The sequence below is a fragment of the Arthrobacter sp. ZGTC212 genome, assembly GCF_002929255.1.
GTDB classification, from domain to species: Bacteria; Actinomycetota; Actinomycetes; order Actinomycetales; family Micrococcaceae; genus Arthrobacter_B; species Arthrobacter_B sunyaminii.
Map to the genome: position 1 here is coordinate 983335 of NZ_PJIJ01000001.1, position 16652 is coordinate 999986.

Annotated in this window: 16 protein-coding genes; 10 read left to right on the top strand and 6 right to left on the bottom strand. The window is 63.6% G+C overall.

Annotated features, from left to right (window positions below; all coding sequences use genetic code 11):
• Positions 1-161 precede the first annotated feature (161 nt).
• Positions 162-974, top strand: coding sequence for a shikimate 5-dehydrogenase (locus CXQ89_RS04845; protein ID WP_104160449.1), 813 nt, complete (start codon positions 162-164; stop codon positions 972-974).
• Between the two features lie 10 nt (positions 975-984).
• On the opposite strand, the gene CXQ89_RS04850 is transcribed toward CXQ89_RS04845, so the two are convergent.
• Positions 985-2208: a class I SAM-dependent methyltransferase gene (locus tag CXQ89_RS04850; protein WP_104160450.1), complete on the bottom strand. Its 1224-nt coding sequence runs from the start codon at positions 2206-2208 to the stop codon at positions 985-987.
• A 54-nt stretch (positions 2209-2262) separates the two neighbouring features.
• Between CXQ89_RS04850 and CXQ89_RS04855 the strand changes: the two genes are divergently transcribed.
• Positions 2263-3426, top strand: coding sequence for a MalY/PatB family protein (locus tag CXQ89_RS04855; RefSeq protein ID WP_104160451.1), 1164 nt, complete (start codon positions 2263-2265; stop codon positions 3424-3426).
• Between the two features lie 18 nt (positions 3427-3444).
• Here the strand turns inward: CXQ89_RS04855 and CXQ89_RS04860 are convergent, their stop codons facing one another.
• Positions 3445-3744, bottom strand: coding sequence for a hypothetical protein (locus CXQ89_RS04860; protein WP_104160452.1), 300 nt, complete (start codon positions 3742-3744; stop codon positions 3445-3447).
• Between the two features lie 248 nt (positions 3745-3992).
• Between CXQ89_RS04860 and CXQ89_RS04865 the strand changes: the two genes are divergently transcribed.
• Genes CXQ89_RS04865 through CXQ89_RS04880 form a run of 4 tightly spaced genes read left to right on the top strand, consistent with a single transcriptional unit; the run spans position 3993 to position 7475 of the window.
• On the top strand, positions 3993-4355 hold the full coding sequence (locus CXQ89_RS04865; RefSeq protein ID WP_104052691.1) for a hypothetical protein: 363 nt from the start codon (positions 3993-3995) through the stop codon (positions 4353-4355).
• Positions 4355-5656 (top strand): hypothetical protein, encoded by a 1302-nt coding sequence (locus tag CXQ89_RS04870; RefSeq protein WP_104160453.1) that lies wholly within the window; start codon positions 4355-4357, stop codon positions 5654-5656. Before CXQ89_RS04865 ends, CXQ89_RS04870 begins: the two co-directional genes overlap by 1 nt.
• 47 nt (positions 5657-5703) lie before the next feature.
• Entirely contained in the window at positions 5704-6096 is a 393-nt protein-coding gene (locus CXQ89_RS04875; protein WP_104160454.1) for a hypothetical protein, read from the top strand.
• Positions 6093-7475 carry a hypothetical protein gene (locus CXQ89_RS04880; RefSeq protein WP_104160455.1) on the top strand — a complete coding sequence of 461 codons (1383 nt, stop codon included), beginning with the start codon at positions 6093-6095 and terminating at the stop codon, positions 7473-7475. Before CXQ89_RS04875 ends, CXQ89_RS04880 begins: the two co-directional genes overlap by 4 nt.
• Here the strand turns inward: CXQ89_RS04880 and CXQ89_RS04885 are convergent.
• The 4 genes from CXQ89_RS04885 to CXQ89_RS04900 all read right to left on the bottom strand — a co-directional run bounded on the left by CXQ89_RS04885 (position 7472) and on the right by CXQ89_RS04900 (position 11319).
• The gene (locus CXQ89_RS04885; protein WP_104052687.1) at positions 7472-8230 is read right to left on the bottom strand and encodes an ABC transporter ATP-binding protein; all 759 of its coding nucleotides are present in this window, start codon (positions 8228-8230) and stop codon (positions 7472-7474) included. The two genes, CXQ89_RS04880 and CXQ89_RS04885, sit on opposite strands and share 4 nt — an antisense overlap.
• Complete coding sequence (locus tag CXQ89_RS04890) at positions 8227-9243, bottom strand: iron chelate uptake ABC transporter family permease subunit (RefSeq protein ID WP_207347917.1); 1017 nt, start codon at positions 9241-9243, stop codon at positions 8227-8229. The genes CXQ89_RS04885 and CXQ89_RS04890 overlap by 4 nt, the downstream gene beginning before the upstream one ends.
• On the bottom strand, positions 9236-10273 hold the full coding sequence (locus CXQ89_RS04895) for an ABC transporter permease (RefSeq protein WP_104160456.1): 1038 nt from the start codon (positions 10271-10273) through the stop codon (positions 9236-9238). The genes CXQ89_RS04890 and CXQ89_RS04895 overlap by 8 nt, the downstream gene beginning before the upstream one ends.
• 86 nt (positions 10274-10359) lie before the next feature.
• Positions 10360-11319, bottom strand: a complete 960-nt coding sequence (locus tag CXQ89_RS04900; protein WP_104052685.1) for a siderophore ABC transporter substrate-binding protein — start codon at positions 11317-11319, stop codon at positions 10360-10362.
• Between the two features lie 370 nt (positions 11320-11689).
• On the opposite strand from CXQ89_RS04900, the gene groES reads away from it, so the two are divergent.
• From groES to CXQ89_RS04920, 4 genes are all read left to right on the top strand, one after another.
• Entirely contained in the window at positions 11690-11986 is a 297-nt protein-coding gene (gene groES, locus CXQ89_RS04905; protein WP_104052684.1) for a co-chaperone GroES, read from the top strand.
• A gap of 80 nt (positions 11987-12066) precedes the next feature.
• The gene (gene groL / locus CXQ89_RS04910; protein WP_104052683.1) at positions 12067-13677 is read left to right on the top strand and encodes a chaperonin GroEL; all 1611 of its coding nucleotides are present in this window, start codon (positions 12067-12069) and stop codon (positions 13675-13677) included.
• Between the two features lie 199 nt (positions 13678-13876).
• Complete coding sequence (gene guaB, locus CXQ89_RS04915) at positions 13877-15397, top strand: IMP dehydrogenase (protein ID WP_104052682.1); 1521 nt, start codon at positions 13877-13879, stop codon at positions 15395-15397.
• A 107-nt stretch (positions 15398-15504) separates the two neighbouring features.
• A complete protein-coding gene (locus CXQ89_RS04920) occupies positions 15505-16644 on the top strand; it encodes a GuaB3 family IMP dehydrogenase-related protein (protein ID WP_104160457.1) in 1140 nt (379 codons plus the stop codon).
• Positions 16645-16652 lie beyond the last annotated feature (8 nt).

Genomic DNA, 16652 nt, shown 5'->3' on the forward strand with positions numbered 1-16652 from the left:
CTGTCTCCTGCTGTATATGTAGCTGTTGGAGGAACTCGGTTTCCGCAGCGTTGCGGTAGAGAACCCGGATCCAATCCTAGCCGCGGGAGAGGGGTATTCCGTTCACTCACTCCTAATCCCCGACCTGCCGCACCGCCGGGATACCCCGACATAATGGGAGGATGCCCATCCTGAACAAAGACATGACCCTGTGCATCTCCCTCGCTGCCCGGCCGTCAAACATTGGCACGCGCTTCCACAATTACCTGTATGACCTGCTCGACCTGAACTATGTCTATAAGGCGTTTGCCCCCGCGGACCTGGCCCAGGCCATCATGGGCGTGCGCGGCCTGCCGATCCGGGGGTGTGCGGTGTCCATGCCGTACAAGGAGGACGTCATAGCACTCGTGGACCGCTTGGATCCGTCCGCCGAAGCCATCCATTCAGTGAATACGATAGTGAACGACGACGGCGTCCTCACCGCCTACAACACCGACTACCTGGCCATCTCCCGGCTTCTGCGGGACCACCACGTGCCGGTGTCCTGGTCTGTGTTGCTCCGGGGATCGGGAGGCATGGCCAAAGCCGTTGCCGCAGCGCTGCGGGATGCCGGTTTCACGGACGTGACAATCGTGGCCCGCAACGAGGCTGCCGGGCGGGCACTTGCCGATCTTTACGACTTCAACTGGCAGCCCGTTCAGGGTGAAAGCACCGCAGACCTGCTCCTCAACGTCACGCCGCTGGGAATGACCGGAGAGCATGAAACCGTTCAGGCATTCACTGACCCGGCCATCGCTGCGGCACGGACAGTGTTCGACGTCGTCGCACTCCCGGCCGAAACGCCGCTCATCACTGCAGCCCGCGCCGCAGGCAAGCCCGTAATTACAGGTGCGGAAGTCATTGCCATCCAAGCAGAGGAACAGTTCGTGCTGTACACCGGGGTGCGGCCCACTCCGGAGCAGGTGCGGGAGGCCAGCGAATTCTCCCGCGCGTAGGCTGCGGAACCTACGCGGCGGGCAGTGCCACCGGTTCCACCACGATGGCCACCCGGTCCTCGCCCAGGCGCGTCAGGACGAGCGTTGCTTTGTTGGGGCCCTTCCCGGAACCGGTGAGCAGTTGCTTTCGCAGTTCCTCGGGGGTCACTGACATGCCGCGCTTCTTGATGTCCAGCACGCCGATACCATTGGCCTTCACCCAGGCCTTGAGGGCCTTGACGTTGTACGGGCGGACCTCGAGCACCTTGTAGGCGCGGGCAAACGGCGTGTGCAGCAACTCCGGGGCACCAATGTAGGCAATGTGCGGATCCAGCAGGTGCCCGCCCAGGGAACGCGCGACGTCGGCGACGAGGCCCGCGCGGATCACCGCACCGTCGGGCTCGTACAGGTAGGCGTCCACCGGACCAATGCCCACGTCCTGGGCACCGGCGTCGTAATCCACCGGCGAGGTGAGCTCGGCGGCACCCTCCGGGCCAATCACCAACGCTGCGCGGCGGACGCCGTCGCGGCGCAGGGCGTTGAACCATAGGGTCGCCTCGGTAACGTCACCGTCCACTGAGACCCACTGCACTTCACAGTTTGCCGGCAGGGCATCGTGCGGAATGCCCGGACCCATCTTCACGCCCACCGGCAGGCCGCGGTCGGCCAGGGACTCCACGAAGGACAGCGGCGGGGAGAAAGCTTCCGGATCAAAGATGCGGGTGGTCCCGGAGGTGGACGTGGTCCGGCGGGCCGGATCCAGCCACACGCCGTCGAACCCGTCCAGATCGAACTCCTCGGCAGCGCCCTGAACCACCTTTGCGTTGGGCCAGGGCATGAGATTGATGGTGGCGGCGGCAGCAGTGATCTCATCAAGTTCGACGGCGGTGACCTGCCGGTCCAGGGTGGCCAGGGCCAGGGAGTCGGCGCCGATCCCGCAGCCCAGGTCCGCAACTTTGTCCAGGCCGGCCTGGACGTAACGCTGGGCATGCAGGGCGGCCACGTTTAGCCGGGTGGCCTGTTCCAGCCCGGGCGCGGTGAACAGCATGTGCTCGGCGAACGGGCCGAACTTGGTCCGTGCTTTCATCCGCAGCTTGGCCTGGGTCAGGACGGCGGCAACCACGTCGGGGGAGTGCCCGGCCTTACGCAGGTCAGTGTTGAGCTTGAAGGATTCGGACTCCAGATACGGGCCAAGGGAGTTCAGCAGTTCCCAGCCTTCGGACGTCAGGACATGGGCAAGCGAAGTATCCGGCATGACTACCAGCCTAGTTCTTCTGCGGCCGGGCACGTTAGCTGTAGGTTGGGCGGCATGAGGAAGATCGAGGCCGAGCCGCTGTCCGTACTGCGTACACGCACCAGCTATAAGTGGCAGACCTACCCGGCAGATGTCCTGCCGCTGTTTGTGGCAGAGATGGACTATCCGTTGGCTGAACCGGTGCAGCAGGCGATTATCGGCCGGGTGCTGGCCTCGGATACCGGCTATGTCGCCGGACCGGAACCGGTGGCCGATGCGTTCGCCGGATACGCGCGGCGGACCTGGGACTGGCAGGTGGATCCCGGGGATGTCCGGACCACCACTGATGTCAGCGTGGCCATTGTCGAGTGCCTGCGCCAGACCGTCCCGGTGGACGGTTCGGTGGTGATCACGCCGCCGGTGTATCCGCCCTTCTTTGAGCTGCCGCTGGAGGCCGACGCTTCAGTGGTGGAGGTTCCCCTTCTACTCACCGGCACAGGATGGCAGCTGGACCTTCCGGCACTGGAACGAGCGTTCGCCAGGGGCGCTGATGCCCTGCTGCTGTGCAACCCGCACAATCCGCTGGGGCTGGTGCACTCTGCCGAAACCCTGGGGGCGCTCGCCGATCTGTCAGCGAAATACGGAGTCGCGGTAATCAGCGATGAAATCCATGCCCCGCTGGCCTATGACCCGCGTTCCTTTACGCCTTACCTCTCAGTCTCCGACGCGGCACGGGAATATGGCATCTGCGTCAGCGCAGCCAGCAAAGCGTGGAACATTGCCGGAACCAAATGTGCGGTCATGGTGGCCTCGAGCGAGCGCACGCGGCTGCAGCTGGATTCGATGCCCGAGGAGGTCTCGGCCCGGACCTCCATCCTGGGCCTGCATGCCTCCGTGGCAGCTTATGACGACGGCGGACCGTGGCTGACGGCGGTGCTGAACTCCCTTGCGGAGAACCGGGAACTGCTGGCCGAGCTCCTGTCTGCGTATCTGCCCGAGATTGTCTACCGTCCTCCCTTGGCCGGCTATCTCGCGTGGCTGGATTTCAGGGGTGTGGGCTGGGGTGGGGATCCGGCGGCAGTGGCCCTGGAACAGGGACGTGTTGCACTGGAATCAGGCCTCAAATTTGGTCGGCAGGGCACGGGGTTTGCCCGGCTGAACTTTGCCTGCTCCCCGGAGGTACTGACGGAGGCCGTGACGCGGCTGGCTGCAGTGCGGGCGGCGCCGTCGGACCTATAGCGCCTGAACCTCAGAGTCTCAGGCGGCAGGGGCCAGGATGCTCAGCTGCTGCGGAGCCAGTAGTTCCTGCTTATGCCCGGTCAGCAGGGGCAGCGCACCGGTTTCGGAACTGAGGCGAAGGTCGTTGAGAGCAGCAGGAGTAATTGTCGCCAGATGCAGGTCAAGCACTACTTTGAGGCCAGGCAAGGTGGCGTTGGCCCGCCGCGCCAGCACATACAGCACCCTGCTGTTCTGCTCGGTGACACGGCCCCTGACCACCAAACGCACCTTCCGGAGATCTATGTCGAATTGGGCGACGACGCGCAGCTTGGGCTCCATGGAAACCTTCCTCGGTGTGCCTGACCAGTTGGCCGAACACTCAACGTAGGAGAGGCCTGCGGCGCGCCGCAATGCGAACAGGAAATACTGCCGCCGCCTAAGCCCAATTAGCTCGCGGGACACCCCTGATTGGCTTGTAGCCGAAGGCAAGGGGGAGGTTATCCACACCGGGTAATGCATCCGTGGACCGGGTTCGGGGAACCCCCTAGGTTGAGGGCAGGACGGAACGGACTAGGGGAGTGGGAACCATGCTGCTGGGCAATTACAGCGTAAATGCCGAGGGTTGCGAGCGTATTCTCGCGCAGGTCGAGGACGACGAGGCCAGGGCAGCTTCGTCGTCCACGCTGCGGACCAGGGTCACGGATGCGCAGTGGGCGTGTTCCAGCGGCTCAGGCGTGGTGGTGCGGGCTTTGGAAGAGCTTTGGTGCAATACGCTGCTGCTCCAGGCAGATGCGGCCGAGACGAGGATCGGCAATGCGGTTGCCGGGGTCCGTCAAGCAGTGAACATCATCTCCGAGGCGGACCGGGCGATGGCCGATGCAGCCGGGGCGAGCTTGGCACAGCTGCAATCGGGGATCTGCCGGGCACCTTCGCTGACCGGGACCCGCTGATGTCCGTTGACACCTCCGGACTTTTCGATTGGCCTTCTCCGGATGCCGTCGAGGGTGCCGCACCGGGGATCGGCGCCGGCGGCCGGGCCTATCTCAGGAGCGTGGAGCGGGCTGCGGCCACGTGGGTGCAGCTGAATGCTCACTATCGCGGTGACGGCGCCGAGGAAATCCAGGACGCCTTCGGGGCAGTTCTGCCCCACGCAGGCCTGCTGGCGCAAAGTGCGGAGCAGGCCACCGGCGTGCTGGCCGAATTTGCGGAGGGAATCCGGGCGCTTGTGGCTCAGCGGGATGCGTTGATGGTGCAAATTGATGCAGCCAACTGCGCCCTGCTCGACTCCGCGGACCAACCGGATCCGAACACGGCATCCACGCTGCCGTCAACGGAGCTTCTGCTGCGCGCAGCAGCGGATTCCGCCGCCGTCCTGGCCCGGAACTACACCTTGTTGGAGGAAGCGACGGCGGGCAAGCTGACTGCCATCGTCCTGGGGGACCATAACCTCACTAACCTCATCACGGACCGGACAGGCACGGTGGCTACGGGGGTCGCGGGTAAACTCGCCGGCTTGCCCTCGTCACGGCGGACTGTCGTGAAAATTCCAACCCCTTCCCCCGTCTACGTCCGCTATGAAACCGAGGCTGAACGAGTGCGGTACATGGCACGCGGACGATGGGTGACCGACGGCCGCTGGGCGCTGGTGTCCGTCAACATGTTGGAACTCAGGCCCAAAGTCAGCACGGTGCTTCATAAGCACTCGCGCGGCTACAGGAATCGGGTGGAGGCCAACAGAGCGAAGTGGGCGCCGGACATGGGCGGGTTGCACGAGCTGACTAAAACCTGTGCTGCTTTCAGAGTGGGCGGCGGAATGCTGTCAGTGGCAACGGCAGGATTTACGATCGCCGATGAGCGGCAGGATGCCTATAACGAACTCCTGCAGGCCCATCCGGACATGGACCCTGACGAGCTGAACGAGCGGGCGGACTCGGTGGGAGCGGTGAAGGGCAGTGCCAAGGCCGGAATCGATCTTGCGGCGGCCGGGACCGGCGCCCTCATCGGGAGCGCAATAGGGGGACCGGCGGGGACAGTGGCAGGTGCCGCGATCGGCATTGGTATTTCGGTTGTCACCTCGCTCGAATTCGGTTTCCTGGACAACCGCACCATCAAGGATGCAGCAGCGGAGACCGCCTTGGACCTGGTGGACGGTTTCATGGAATCAAACCTGATGAAGTCTGACGCGGGCAAGGCGGCACGGGGAGCAGCGGATGCGGTTGCCGACTGCTGGAACAAGCTCTTTGGCCGATAGTCCGGGCTTCACACCAATGCAGTGCTCAGCTAGGCAAGGGATGAGACATGGAAACTGAAACGAACGACTGGGCACTCTTCGCCGTTTTGTTCCCCTTCGGGCTGCTGCTCTTCGTCGGCGGATTGCTGGTCTACAAACAAAAGATGGTGCCCCCGGCGCTGGATGACCGGTTCCCTGGAAAGCCCTCGCTCGCCTGCACCTTCCTGGGCATGTGGCTCATGCTTCTGCCGGCTTCGAACTTCCGGGAAATAACCTCCAGCGACATCATTTTTGTTCCCTATGCCCTGCTGACGTTCGCCTGCCAGGGCATAGGGATGCTCGGCTGGCTCTGGATGCCCAAGTTTATGCAACCGGCGTGGTTGAAGGAGGCTGACCGGCTCAAGGCCCGCGGCAAGGTTCGGCGTATCAGGCAGTACGTCAAGGGGAAGGGTAAACGATGACTACGGCTGCCCAGGGATTCAGCTACGAGCGCCTGCACGCTTTCAACCTGCCGCGTCCGGATGGCTGGGAGCGGGTCGAGACGGAAGCCGGGGTGCTGGCAGTAGCTCATCCGCCGGTGACGGATGGAGACTTCCGGCCCAACATGGTGTTGTGCGGGGGACCGGCAGACGGGATTTCCATTGCCCGGTTCGCGACGGCGGCACTGGCCTCAACGCTCGAGGAGTTCCAGGACGTTCGGATTCTCTCCAACGATCTCTGGAGTCCGGAGGCGTTGGGCACGGAGGGCAGCGGCCGCAGGCAGCGGTTTGTCCACCGGGCAGGCCGGCATCCGGTCTGCGTGGACCGCTGGATCTGGATGGATGACGGGTTCGTCATGGAGGCAACCGCCAGCTACACCATTGAGCAGCACACCGGAATGAAACTCCTGTTTGAACAGATGGTCCGGGATATCCGGATCAACACCGCCGTCCGGGATATGCCCGGTAGCCAGGCCGTCCGGGAAGGCCGGCGAGACATCGATCGGATAGCCCCGCAGGAGCCCCGGCTGGATGATTATGCCTCCCGGTGCGCGGGTGCCGAGTTGGAAGATTTGGGCAGCATCGCTGCAGCACAACCCTATCGGGAAGGCGGAAGGCTGCTGCCGATTCCGGCCCTGGAACTACTCGATACGCTTTTGGTGAGGGACCGGTTGGGACGGTTTCAACGGAAGGATCCGTCTGTGGCGACGCTCCAAGCCGCAGGTCTGCTTACGGCTGCAGCAAAGCTGACTCCGGCAGGGGAACAGTTCCTCCTGCCCCTCCGGAAGCTGGATGCTTCCTTTCAAGTGGAAGCATCCAACGCAGCGGGAGGCTCAGTGCTGCAGGCGTGGATCGGCGGCGGACTTGGGAAGATCACTGCCGGGCCGTCGCTGTTCCCGGCTGCGTCGGCGGCCTTTGGGCCCGATGATGTAGCCGCCAGCATTATGCAGGCCAACATGGTGCCTAAGCGGATTGCAGACTGGGCAGGTCTTTCTCCGGGCTGGAGCATCCCGCACGAGCCGGTGGTGCTGGGCATGGACCACTATGAGGCCCGGCTCAAGTCGGCGCGGACCCCGGCACCGAAGACGCTGGATCAAGCTGCGGGGCAGATGTGGCAGCAACCGTGGGCCGAATGGCAGATCCTGAACGAACAAACCGGCGGGTGGTTCGGCTGGGTGAACGCCGGGGCGGCCGGGCAATACCGGCTTTCACCCGGTGATGGATATCAGGAGCAGGGCCGCACCGTGCGTCTCGAACCCATGTCCCCCGCCGTCGTCTGGGACATGCTGGTGCGGTTCATCCACTCCGCTGTGGAAGGGATTCCGCTCCGGTTGCCCGAGGTGCCGGGCTTCAACGGCTAGGCGAAGTACACGCCTATCCGGTTGCCCTCGATCTCTTCGATCCGGATATCGATTTCGTAGATATCCTTCAGGACCTCGGGCCGCATGATCATGGACGGCGGCCCCTGGTGCAGGAGCCTGCCGTTGGCCATGGCAATAATGTCGTCGGAATAGCAGGAAGCGAAATTGATGTCGTGGATAACCAGTACCACCGTCTTGCCGAGCTCGTCGGTGAGCCGGCGCAGCAGCCGCATCATTTCCACGGAGTGCTTCATGTCCAGGTTGTTCAACGGCTCATCCAACAGCAGGTAGTCGGTGTCCTGGGCCAGCACCATGGCAATAAATGCACGCTGCCGTTGACCGCCGGAGAGCTCGTCAACAAACCTGTCCGCCAGATCCGACAGGTCCAGGAAAGCCAGGGACTGCTCTATCTTCTCCCGGCACACCGACGTCGGACGCCCGCCGTTGTGCGGGTACCGTCCGAAGCCGACCAGATCGCGAACGGTCAGCCGCACGGTGAGATGGTTGTCCTGCCGCAGGATGGCCATCTTCCTGGCCAGGTCCTTACCCGGTGTTTTCACGACGTCGAGGCCGTCCACAGTCACCGTTCCCGCGTCAGCGGGCAGCAGGCGGCTGATCATGGAGAGCAGCGTGGACTTGCCGGCACCGTTGGGGCCAATGATCGAGGTAACTCCGCCTTCTTTGATATGGCAGCTCACCTCATCAACAACGGTGGTGCCGGCATATTTTTTGGTGACGCCGTTGACGGAGATCATTTGATGGAGCCTTTCAGGAGCAGGATCAAAAAGACGATCCCGCCGACAAATTCAATGACAATGCTCAGGGCTGTATCGAACGCAAACACGCGCTCCAGGACCAGTTGGCCGCCCACCAGGGCAATGATGCCCAGCAGCACTGCGATGGGGACAACAGCGGCGTGCTTGAAATGCGAACACAGCTGGTAAGCCAGGGAAGCCACCAGCAGACCGAAGAAGGTAACCGGCCCCACCAGAGCGGTGGACACCGCAACGAGTACCGAGCAGATCACCAGCACCAGCGTCACCGTGCGTTTGTGGTTGATGCCCAGGTTGATCGAGGTTTCCCGGCCCAGCGAAAGCACATCGAGTGAGTGCCGCAGGCGCCAGGCCGGAACTGTGACGATGGCTGCAGCGATCAGCGAGTAGCCAAGCAGCTTGGCGTCGACGTTGTTGAAGGACGCAAAAAACAGGTCCTGCAGGATGATGAACTCGCTGGGCTCGATCAGCCGCTGCAGCAGCGAGGACACACCCCGGAACAGCGTGCCCAGCACAATGCCCACCAACAGCATCAGATGGAGGGACTTGCCGCCGCCGGTAAACAGCCACCGGTAGAGCAGGAACGAGAACCCCACCATCAGGGCAACTTCCATGCCGTAACGCAGCGGATCGGACATGGCGAGGACAAGGCCGCCGCCGAGGGTGAACACCAGGATGGTTTGGATCAAGACGTACAGGGCGTCGAAGCCCATGATCGAGGGCGTCAGGATCCGATTGGCGGTGACCGTTTGGAACAATACGGTGGAGACGCCGACGGCGTAGGCCACCAGGATCATTGAGCCCACCTTGACGGCGCGGCGCGGAAGGACATAGCCGATGTTTCCGCGCAGATCGATGGTCATGAAGACCACGACCAGAGCGGCTGCCGCCAAGGACAGCAGGATGATCCAGAACCGGGGGGAGAGGTTGCGCACCGGACGGCGGCGCTGCACGGTAAGTGCGGAGGGGAGGGCGCTGACTGGACTGCTAGGCACGGGCGGAGCGCTTTCTCAGGAGCAGGTAAAGGAACAGGGCGCTGCCAATGGCGGAGACGATGACCCCCACCGGAATTTCGTACGGGTAGCGGATGGTCCGGCCGATGATGTCGCACGCCAGGACGAAGCCGGCCCCGAAAATGGCGACCCACGGTATGGCCCGGCGGACGTTGTCCCCGATCATCAGCGAGACCAGGTTGGGAACGATCAGGCCCAGGAACGGCACCGAGCCGACGCTGACAACCACGACGGCGCTGATCAGGGACACGATGATGAGGCCCAGCGTCATCACCCGGTTGTAGTTCAGGCCCAGGTTGGTTGTGAACTCCTGGCCCATGCCTGCAACGGTGAAACGGTCAGCTGCCAAATAACCGATCAGGGTCAGGGCGCCTACAATCCAGAGCAGTTCGTAGCGCCCGCGCAGTACGCCGGAGAAATCTCCGACCATCCAGGAATTCAGGGTCTGCAGCAGGTCGAACCGGTAGGCGAAGAACGTGGTCACGGCCGCAATAACGCCGCCAAGCATGATTCCCACGAGGGGAACGATCAGCGTGTTGCGCAGCGGAATCCGGCGCAGGACCAGCAGGAAGAGGGCGGTCCCGGCCACGGCGAAGACGGTTGCGGTGGACATTTTAAGGAACAGCGAGGCCCCCGGCAGGAACACCGTGACCACCAGGATGCCCAGGGAAGCGGACTCCACTGTGCCCACCGTGGACGGCTCCACGAACTTGTTGCGGGCCATCAGCTGCATGATGAGACCGGCGACGCTGAGCGCCATCCCGGCAAGAATGATGCTCAGGGTCCGGGGAACCCGGCTGATCCAAAAGATGTCCCACGCGTGTTCGTCGCCGGAGAGCAGGCCGGGAAGCGAAACGTCGCTCACGCCGACAAACATGCTGACAACGGCAAGCACCAGGACAGCTGTTCCTCCCAGCAAAAGCTTGGCTCCGGGGCCGAGGAACCGGCGGCGGCCGGAAACAGCAGTTGCCCCGGCGGCTGCCGGGGCTGTGGGGGTTAGCGCAGTGGTCATGGTGCGTTCCGTCTCCCCCGCCGGCCGGCCCTGCTCCCGGAGGGGAGGAAGGCCGGCCGGCAAGGATTGGCAGGTGGGCTGGACGGTTAGGAGATGCCGTCCTGAACAGCGCTGACCATGGAGTCAACATTGTTCAGGCCGTAACCCACGAGATACCAGCTGGAGGAATCGAGCATGGTGATGCGGTCATTCTTGGCGGCCTTGGTGCCCATCACGAGTTCGTTGTCCAGTACAGCGGAGGCAACTTCACCCGCATTGCCCACCGCGACGTCGCGGTCGATGACAAACAGGTTGTCCGGGTTGATCTCGGCAACGTATTCGAAGGACACGGATTCACCGTGCTGTGCTTCGGACTTGATGTCGGCAGCGGTGGCAACCCCAAGGACGTCATGGATCAGGCCGAAGCGTGAACCTTCACCGTAAGCGGTCATTTCGCCGCCGCTGGTCATGATGATGAGGCCGTTGCCGGCGTCGGCGGCGGTTGCCTTGGTGTCTTCCACCTTGGTCTCGAGTGCAGCGAGCTTCTCTTCAACTTCGGCTTCCTTGCCGAAGATGTCACCGATGATCTCGGTGTTGGAGATGAAGGAATTCCACGGATCCGCAGCGTCGGTGCTGAGGTTGATCGTGGGGGCGATCTTGGAGAATTCTTCGTAGGAGTCAGCGGTGCGGCCGGACATGATGATCAGGTCGGGGGCGCCGGCGCTGATGGCCTCGAAGTCGGGCTCCTTCATGCTGCCGATCTTGGTGTAGTCATCGGAGCCGTACTTGGAAAGGCTTTCGGGGAAGTTTGCGGCGGGAACGCCGTCAACCTCGATACCCAGGGCATCCAGGGTATCCAATGCGCCGAGGTCGAACGTGTAGACAGTCTCCGGGTTCACGGGAACTTCGGTGGTGCCCTGGGTGTGTTCAACGGTAACCATGGTGGGCTCGGACGCATCGGCGGTGGCGTCCGCGTTGGCCGAACTGTCTGATCCGCAGGCGCTCAGGGCCAGGAGGGAGGCGAGGGCGGTCCCGGCGACAAGGCGGGACTTGAGGGTTTTCTTCACGTCAGGGGCTCCAGCTGTTCGGGTCTATCGTCCGGCCCGGCGGGGGAGGCCCGCCAATAGGACACAGATGTTTGCGTATTTAGGACATATAAATGTTTGCTAATTTTGCGCGCCTTTGAAAACTACAGGGTTAGGTGAGGCTAAGCAACTTTTATGTCCCGGTGAGCGGGCTTTGGTTACGGGGCGTCGTGACGCGGCAAAGTAAATTGGCACTCACCTTGACCGAGTGCCAGCCCTTGCATAAAGTCGGAGCTAGCACTCTCCCTGTGAGGGTGCTAATTCCTGAGGGAAGCGCCAACCGGCACCGCGACGACGGCCAGCGCCCACCGACGGTCCCTATCCGTTAGTAACTACGCAAAGGAGAGCCCGAGTGTCGGTCTCTATTAAGCCCCTTGAGGATCGCATTGTTGTCCGCCCCCTCGAAGCCGAGCAGACCACTGCTTCCGGCCTCGTCATTCCGGACACTGCAAAGGAAAAGCCCCAGGAGGGCGAAGTTGTTGCAGTAGGCCCCGGCCGCGTTGACGACAACGGCAACCGCGTTCCCGTGGATGTTTCCGAAGGTGACGTTGTCATCTACTCCAAGTACGGCGGAACCGAAGTCAAGCACGGCGGCTCCGAATACCTGGTGCTGTCCGCCCGCGACGTACTGGCCATCGTCGTTAAGTAGTTGAAAAAGGAAGACCCCGGCCAATCTGGCCGGGGTTTTCTGATGCAGGTGCAGATGTAGCTGTCGGAAAGGACACACACATGGCAAAGCAATTGGAGTTCAACGACTCCGCCCGCCGCTCGCTGGAGGCCGGCGTCGACAAGCTGGCCAACGCCGTCAAGGTGACCCTCGGCCCGCGCGGCCGCAACGTAGTGCTCGCCAAGACCTGGGGCGCTCCCACCATCACGAACGACGGCGTGACCATCGCCCGTGAAGTCGAGCTGGATGATCCGTATGAGAACCTCGGGGCCCAGCTGGCCAAGGAAGTAGCCACCAAGACCAACGATGTTGCCGGTGACGGCACCACCACCGCCACGGTGCTGGCTCAGGCCCTGGTCAAGGAAGGCCTGCGCAACGTTGCTGCAGGCGCCGCTCCGGGCCAGCTGAAGCGCGGCATGGAGACGGCCGTGGAAGCGGTAGCTGCACGGCTGCTGGAAAACGCCAAGGAAGTTGAGGGCAACCAGGTTGCCCACGTAGCTGCCATCTCCGCCCAGAGCATGGAGATTGGCGAACTGCTGGCCAAGGCCTTTGACACCGTCGGCAAGGACGGCGTCATTACGATCGAGGAATCCTCCTCGACGCAGACCGAACTGGTCATCACCGAAGGCATGCAGTTCGACAAGGGCTACCTGTCCCCGTACTTCGTCACTGATCCGGAGCGCCAGGAAGCCGTCCTCGAAGACGCGCTGATCCTGATCAACTCCGGCAAGATCTCCTCGGTTGCCGAGTTCCTGCCCCTGCTTGAAAAGGCGCTGCAGACCTCCAAGCCGCTGTTCATCATTGCCGAGGACATTGAAGGCGAAGCCCTGTCCACCCTGGTGGTCAACAAGATCCGAGGCACCCTGAACGTGGTTGCCGTCAAGGCACCCGGTTTCGGTGACCGCCGCAAGGCCATGATGCAGGACATCGCCACCCTCACGGGTGCGCAGGTTGTCTCCCCGGACCTGGGCCTGAAGCTGGACCAGGTTGGCCTTGAGGTGCTGGGCTCCGCCCGCCGCATCACGGTTACCAAGGACAGCACCACGATTGTCGACGGAACCGGCTCCGAAGCCGACGTCGCTGACCGCGTGGCTCAGATCCGTGCCGAGATCGAGCGCACGGACTCCGACTGGGACCGCGAGAAGCTGCAGGAACGCCTGGCCAAGCTCTCCGGCGGCATTGGCGTCATCAAGGTTGGCGCAGCCACCGAGGTGGAGCTCAAGGAAAAGAAGCACCGCATCGAAGACGCCGTGTCCTCGACGCGTGCGGCCCTGGAAGAGGGCATCGTGGCCGGCGGCGGTTCCGCACTGGTCCACGCTGCCAAGGCCCTGGACACCGACGCGGAGGTGCTGAAGCTGGAAGGCGACGCCGCCACCGCCGTCGGTCTGGTGCGCCGCGCCCTGGCACAGCCGCTGCGCTGGATCGCCGAGAATGCGGGCGCCGAGGGCATGGTTGTTGTCGCCAAGGTCACTGACCTTGAGGTCAACAACGGCTTCAACGCCGCGACGGGCGAATACGAGAACCTGATCGAGGCCGGCATCATTGACCCGGTCAAGGTCACCCGTTCGGCGCTGCGCAACGCCGCATCCATCGCCGCCCTGGTCCTCACCACCGAGGCACTTGTGGTGGAGAAGCCGGCCGACGACGAAGAAGATCACGGCCACCAGCACTAGGTGACACAGAGGCCCCGGCGCTGCAGCAGTACTCTCTGCGGCACCGGGGCCTTTTGCATGCCCGGCTGTGAGTGATGCCACCAGTAAGGATTTGGAATAGGGACCGGCGGTCTTTCGTTTTAGGATGTAAGGAAGCCAGCCGGTCGTTTTTCCGGCGTTTCCCCCATCCCTCCGGTCCTTCCGCGAAAGAGGCGCAGTTTTGAGCCAGCAGTCCACAGAGCATGACCCGTTCGGCTTCATCGGCCTGACGTACGACGACGTCCTGCTGCTGCCCGGCCCCACGGACGTCATTCCGTCCGAGGCGGACACCTCCTCCCGCCTGTCCAAGCGGATCACCGTCCAGACACCGCTGCTTTCGGCCGCGATGGACACGGTGACCGAATCCCGCATGGCCATCGCCATGGCACGCCAGGGCGGACTCGGTGTCATCCACCGCAACCTGTCCATCGCAGACCAGGCCGAGCACGTGGACCGCGTCAAGCGCAGCGAATCAGGCATGATTACCAACCCGGTGACCATCTCCCCGGACGCCACCCTGCAGGAACTGGATGACCTGTGCGCCCACTTCCGTGTCTCCGGCCTGCCCGTTGTGGATGCGGACGACAAGCTGCTGGGCATCGTGACCAACCGCGACACCCGTTTCATCCCGCGTGCCGACTACCCCGCCCGCAAGGTTCATGAAGTCATGACCCGCATGCCGCTGATCACCGGCCGCGTGGGTATCAGCGCCGAAGAAACCGTGGAACTGCTGGGCAAGCACCGCATCGAGAAGCTGCCGCTGGTCGACGACGACGGCCGCCTGCAGGGCCTGATCACGGTCAAGGACTTCGACAAGGCCGAGCAGTACCCGCTGGCCACCAAGGACGAGGAAGGCCGGCTGCGTGTCGGCGCCGCGATCGGTTTCTTCGGTGACGGCTATGAGCGTGCCATGACACTCGTTGACGCCGGCGTGGATATCCTCGTCGTGGACACCGCCAACGGCCACAGTGCAGGCGTGCTGGACATGATTGCCCGCCTGAAGAAGGACCCGGCGGTGGCGCACGTGGACATCATTGGCGGCCAGGCAGCCACCCGCGAAGGCGCCCAGGCCCTGATCGACGCCGGCGCCGACGCCATCAAGGTGGGCGTGGGTCCCGGATCCATCTGCACCACCCGCGTGGTGGCGGGAGTGGGCGTTCCTCAGATCACCGCCATCTACGAAGCTGCCAAAGCCGCCATCCCGGCGGGCGTGCCGGTGATCGCCGACGGCGGTCTCCAGTACTCCGGCGATATCGGCAAGGCCATCGTTGCCGGCGCAGACACCGTCATGCTGGGCGGCCTGCTGGCCGGTTCCGCCGAAAGCCCGGGTGACCTGGTCTTCGTCAACGGCAAGCAGTTCAAGTCCTACCGCGGCATGGGTTCGCTCGGTGCCATGCAGAGCCGCGGCAAGAACACGTCCTACTCCAAGGACCGCTATTTCCAGGCCGATGTCCCCAGCGACGAAAAGCTGATCCCCGAGGGCATTGAAGGCCAGGTTCCCTACCGGGGTCCGTTGTCCGCCGTCGCTCACCAGCTGGTGGGCGGCCTGCGCCAGACCATGTTCTATACCGGTGCGCGCACCATCGAAGAGCTGAAGCAGAAGGGCAAGTTTGTCCGGATCACCCCGGCCGGCCTCAAGGAATCCCACCCGCACGACATCATGATGACGGCGGAGGCGCCGAACTACGGCACCCGCCGCTAATTTTCGGCACCGACGGCAGCAGCCGCATCCATCCTCCAAATGACGGGGAAGGATGCGGTTGCTGCTGCTTTAAGGCCCGGCTTCCAAAGCTGGGATAACCTAGAGGCGTGAGCAATGAGATAGAAATTGGCCGTGGCAAGCGTGGGCGCCGAGCCTACTCCCTCGATGATGTGGCAATTGTGCCGTCCCGCCGGACGCGGGACCCGCAGGATGTTTCCATCAACTGGCAGATAGACGCCTACCAGTTTGAAATGCCGGTCATGGGAGCCCCCATGGACTCGGTGATGTCCCCGGCCACCGCTATAGCGATGGGCCGCCTGGGCGGATTGGGTGTGTTGAACCTTGAAGGGCTGTGGACCCGCTACGAGGACCCCCAGCCGCTGCTGGATGAGATCGCGGTCCTCAGTGAAGATAACTTTAATCCCGCGGCCACCCGCCGGCTGCAGGAAATCTATGAAGCACCCATCCAGGCGGAGCTGATCACCTCCCGCCTGGCCGAGGTGCGCGACGCCGGCGTGACCGTTGCCGGCTCCCTGACCCCGCAGCGCACCCAGGAGTTCTACAAGACCGTCCTGGCCGCCGGCGTGGACATCTTCGTCATCCGCGGCACCACCGTCTCTGCCGAGCACGTCTCCAAGACCGTTGAGCCGCTGAACCTCAAGCAGTTCATCTACGAACTGGACGTTCCCGTCATCGTGGGCGGCGCGGCCGGCTACACCCCGGCCCTGCACCTGATGCGCACCGGAGCCGCAGGCGTCCTGGTCGGCTTCGGCGGGGGAGCGACCACCACCACCCGCCGGGCACTGGGCATCCACGCCCCCATGGCCACCGCGATCGCGGACATCGCCGAGGCGCGCCGCGATTACATGGACGAGTCAGGCGGACGCTACGTCCACGTAATCGCCGACGGCGGAATGGGCACCAGCGGTGACATCGTCAAGGCGATCGCCATGGGCGCGGACGCCGTGATGCTCGGATCGGCTCTGGCCCGGGCGGAAGAAGCCCCCGGACAGGGATGGCACTGGGGCCAGGAAGCCCACCACAGCGAACTTCCCCGCGGCGACAGGGTCCGGCTGGAGACGGTCGGCCCGCTGCAGGAAGTTCTCTGGGGTCCGTCGCACCACACCAACGGCACGTCCAACCTGATGGGTGCCCTGCGTCGTGCCATGGCCACCACGGGTTACTCCGATGTGAAAGCCTTCCAGCGCATTGAGGTGCTGGTCGCGCCCTACCTATCCGCCATGTAGTTCCCTAC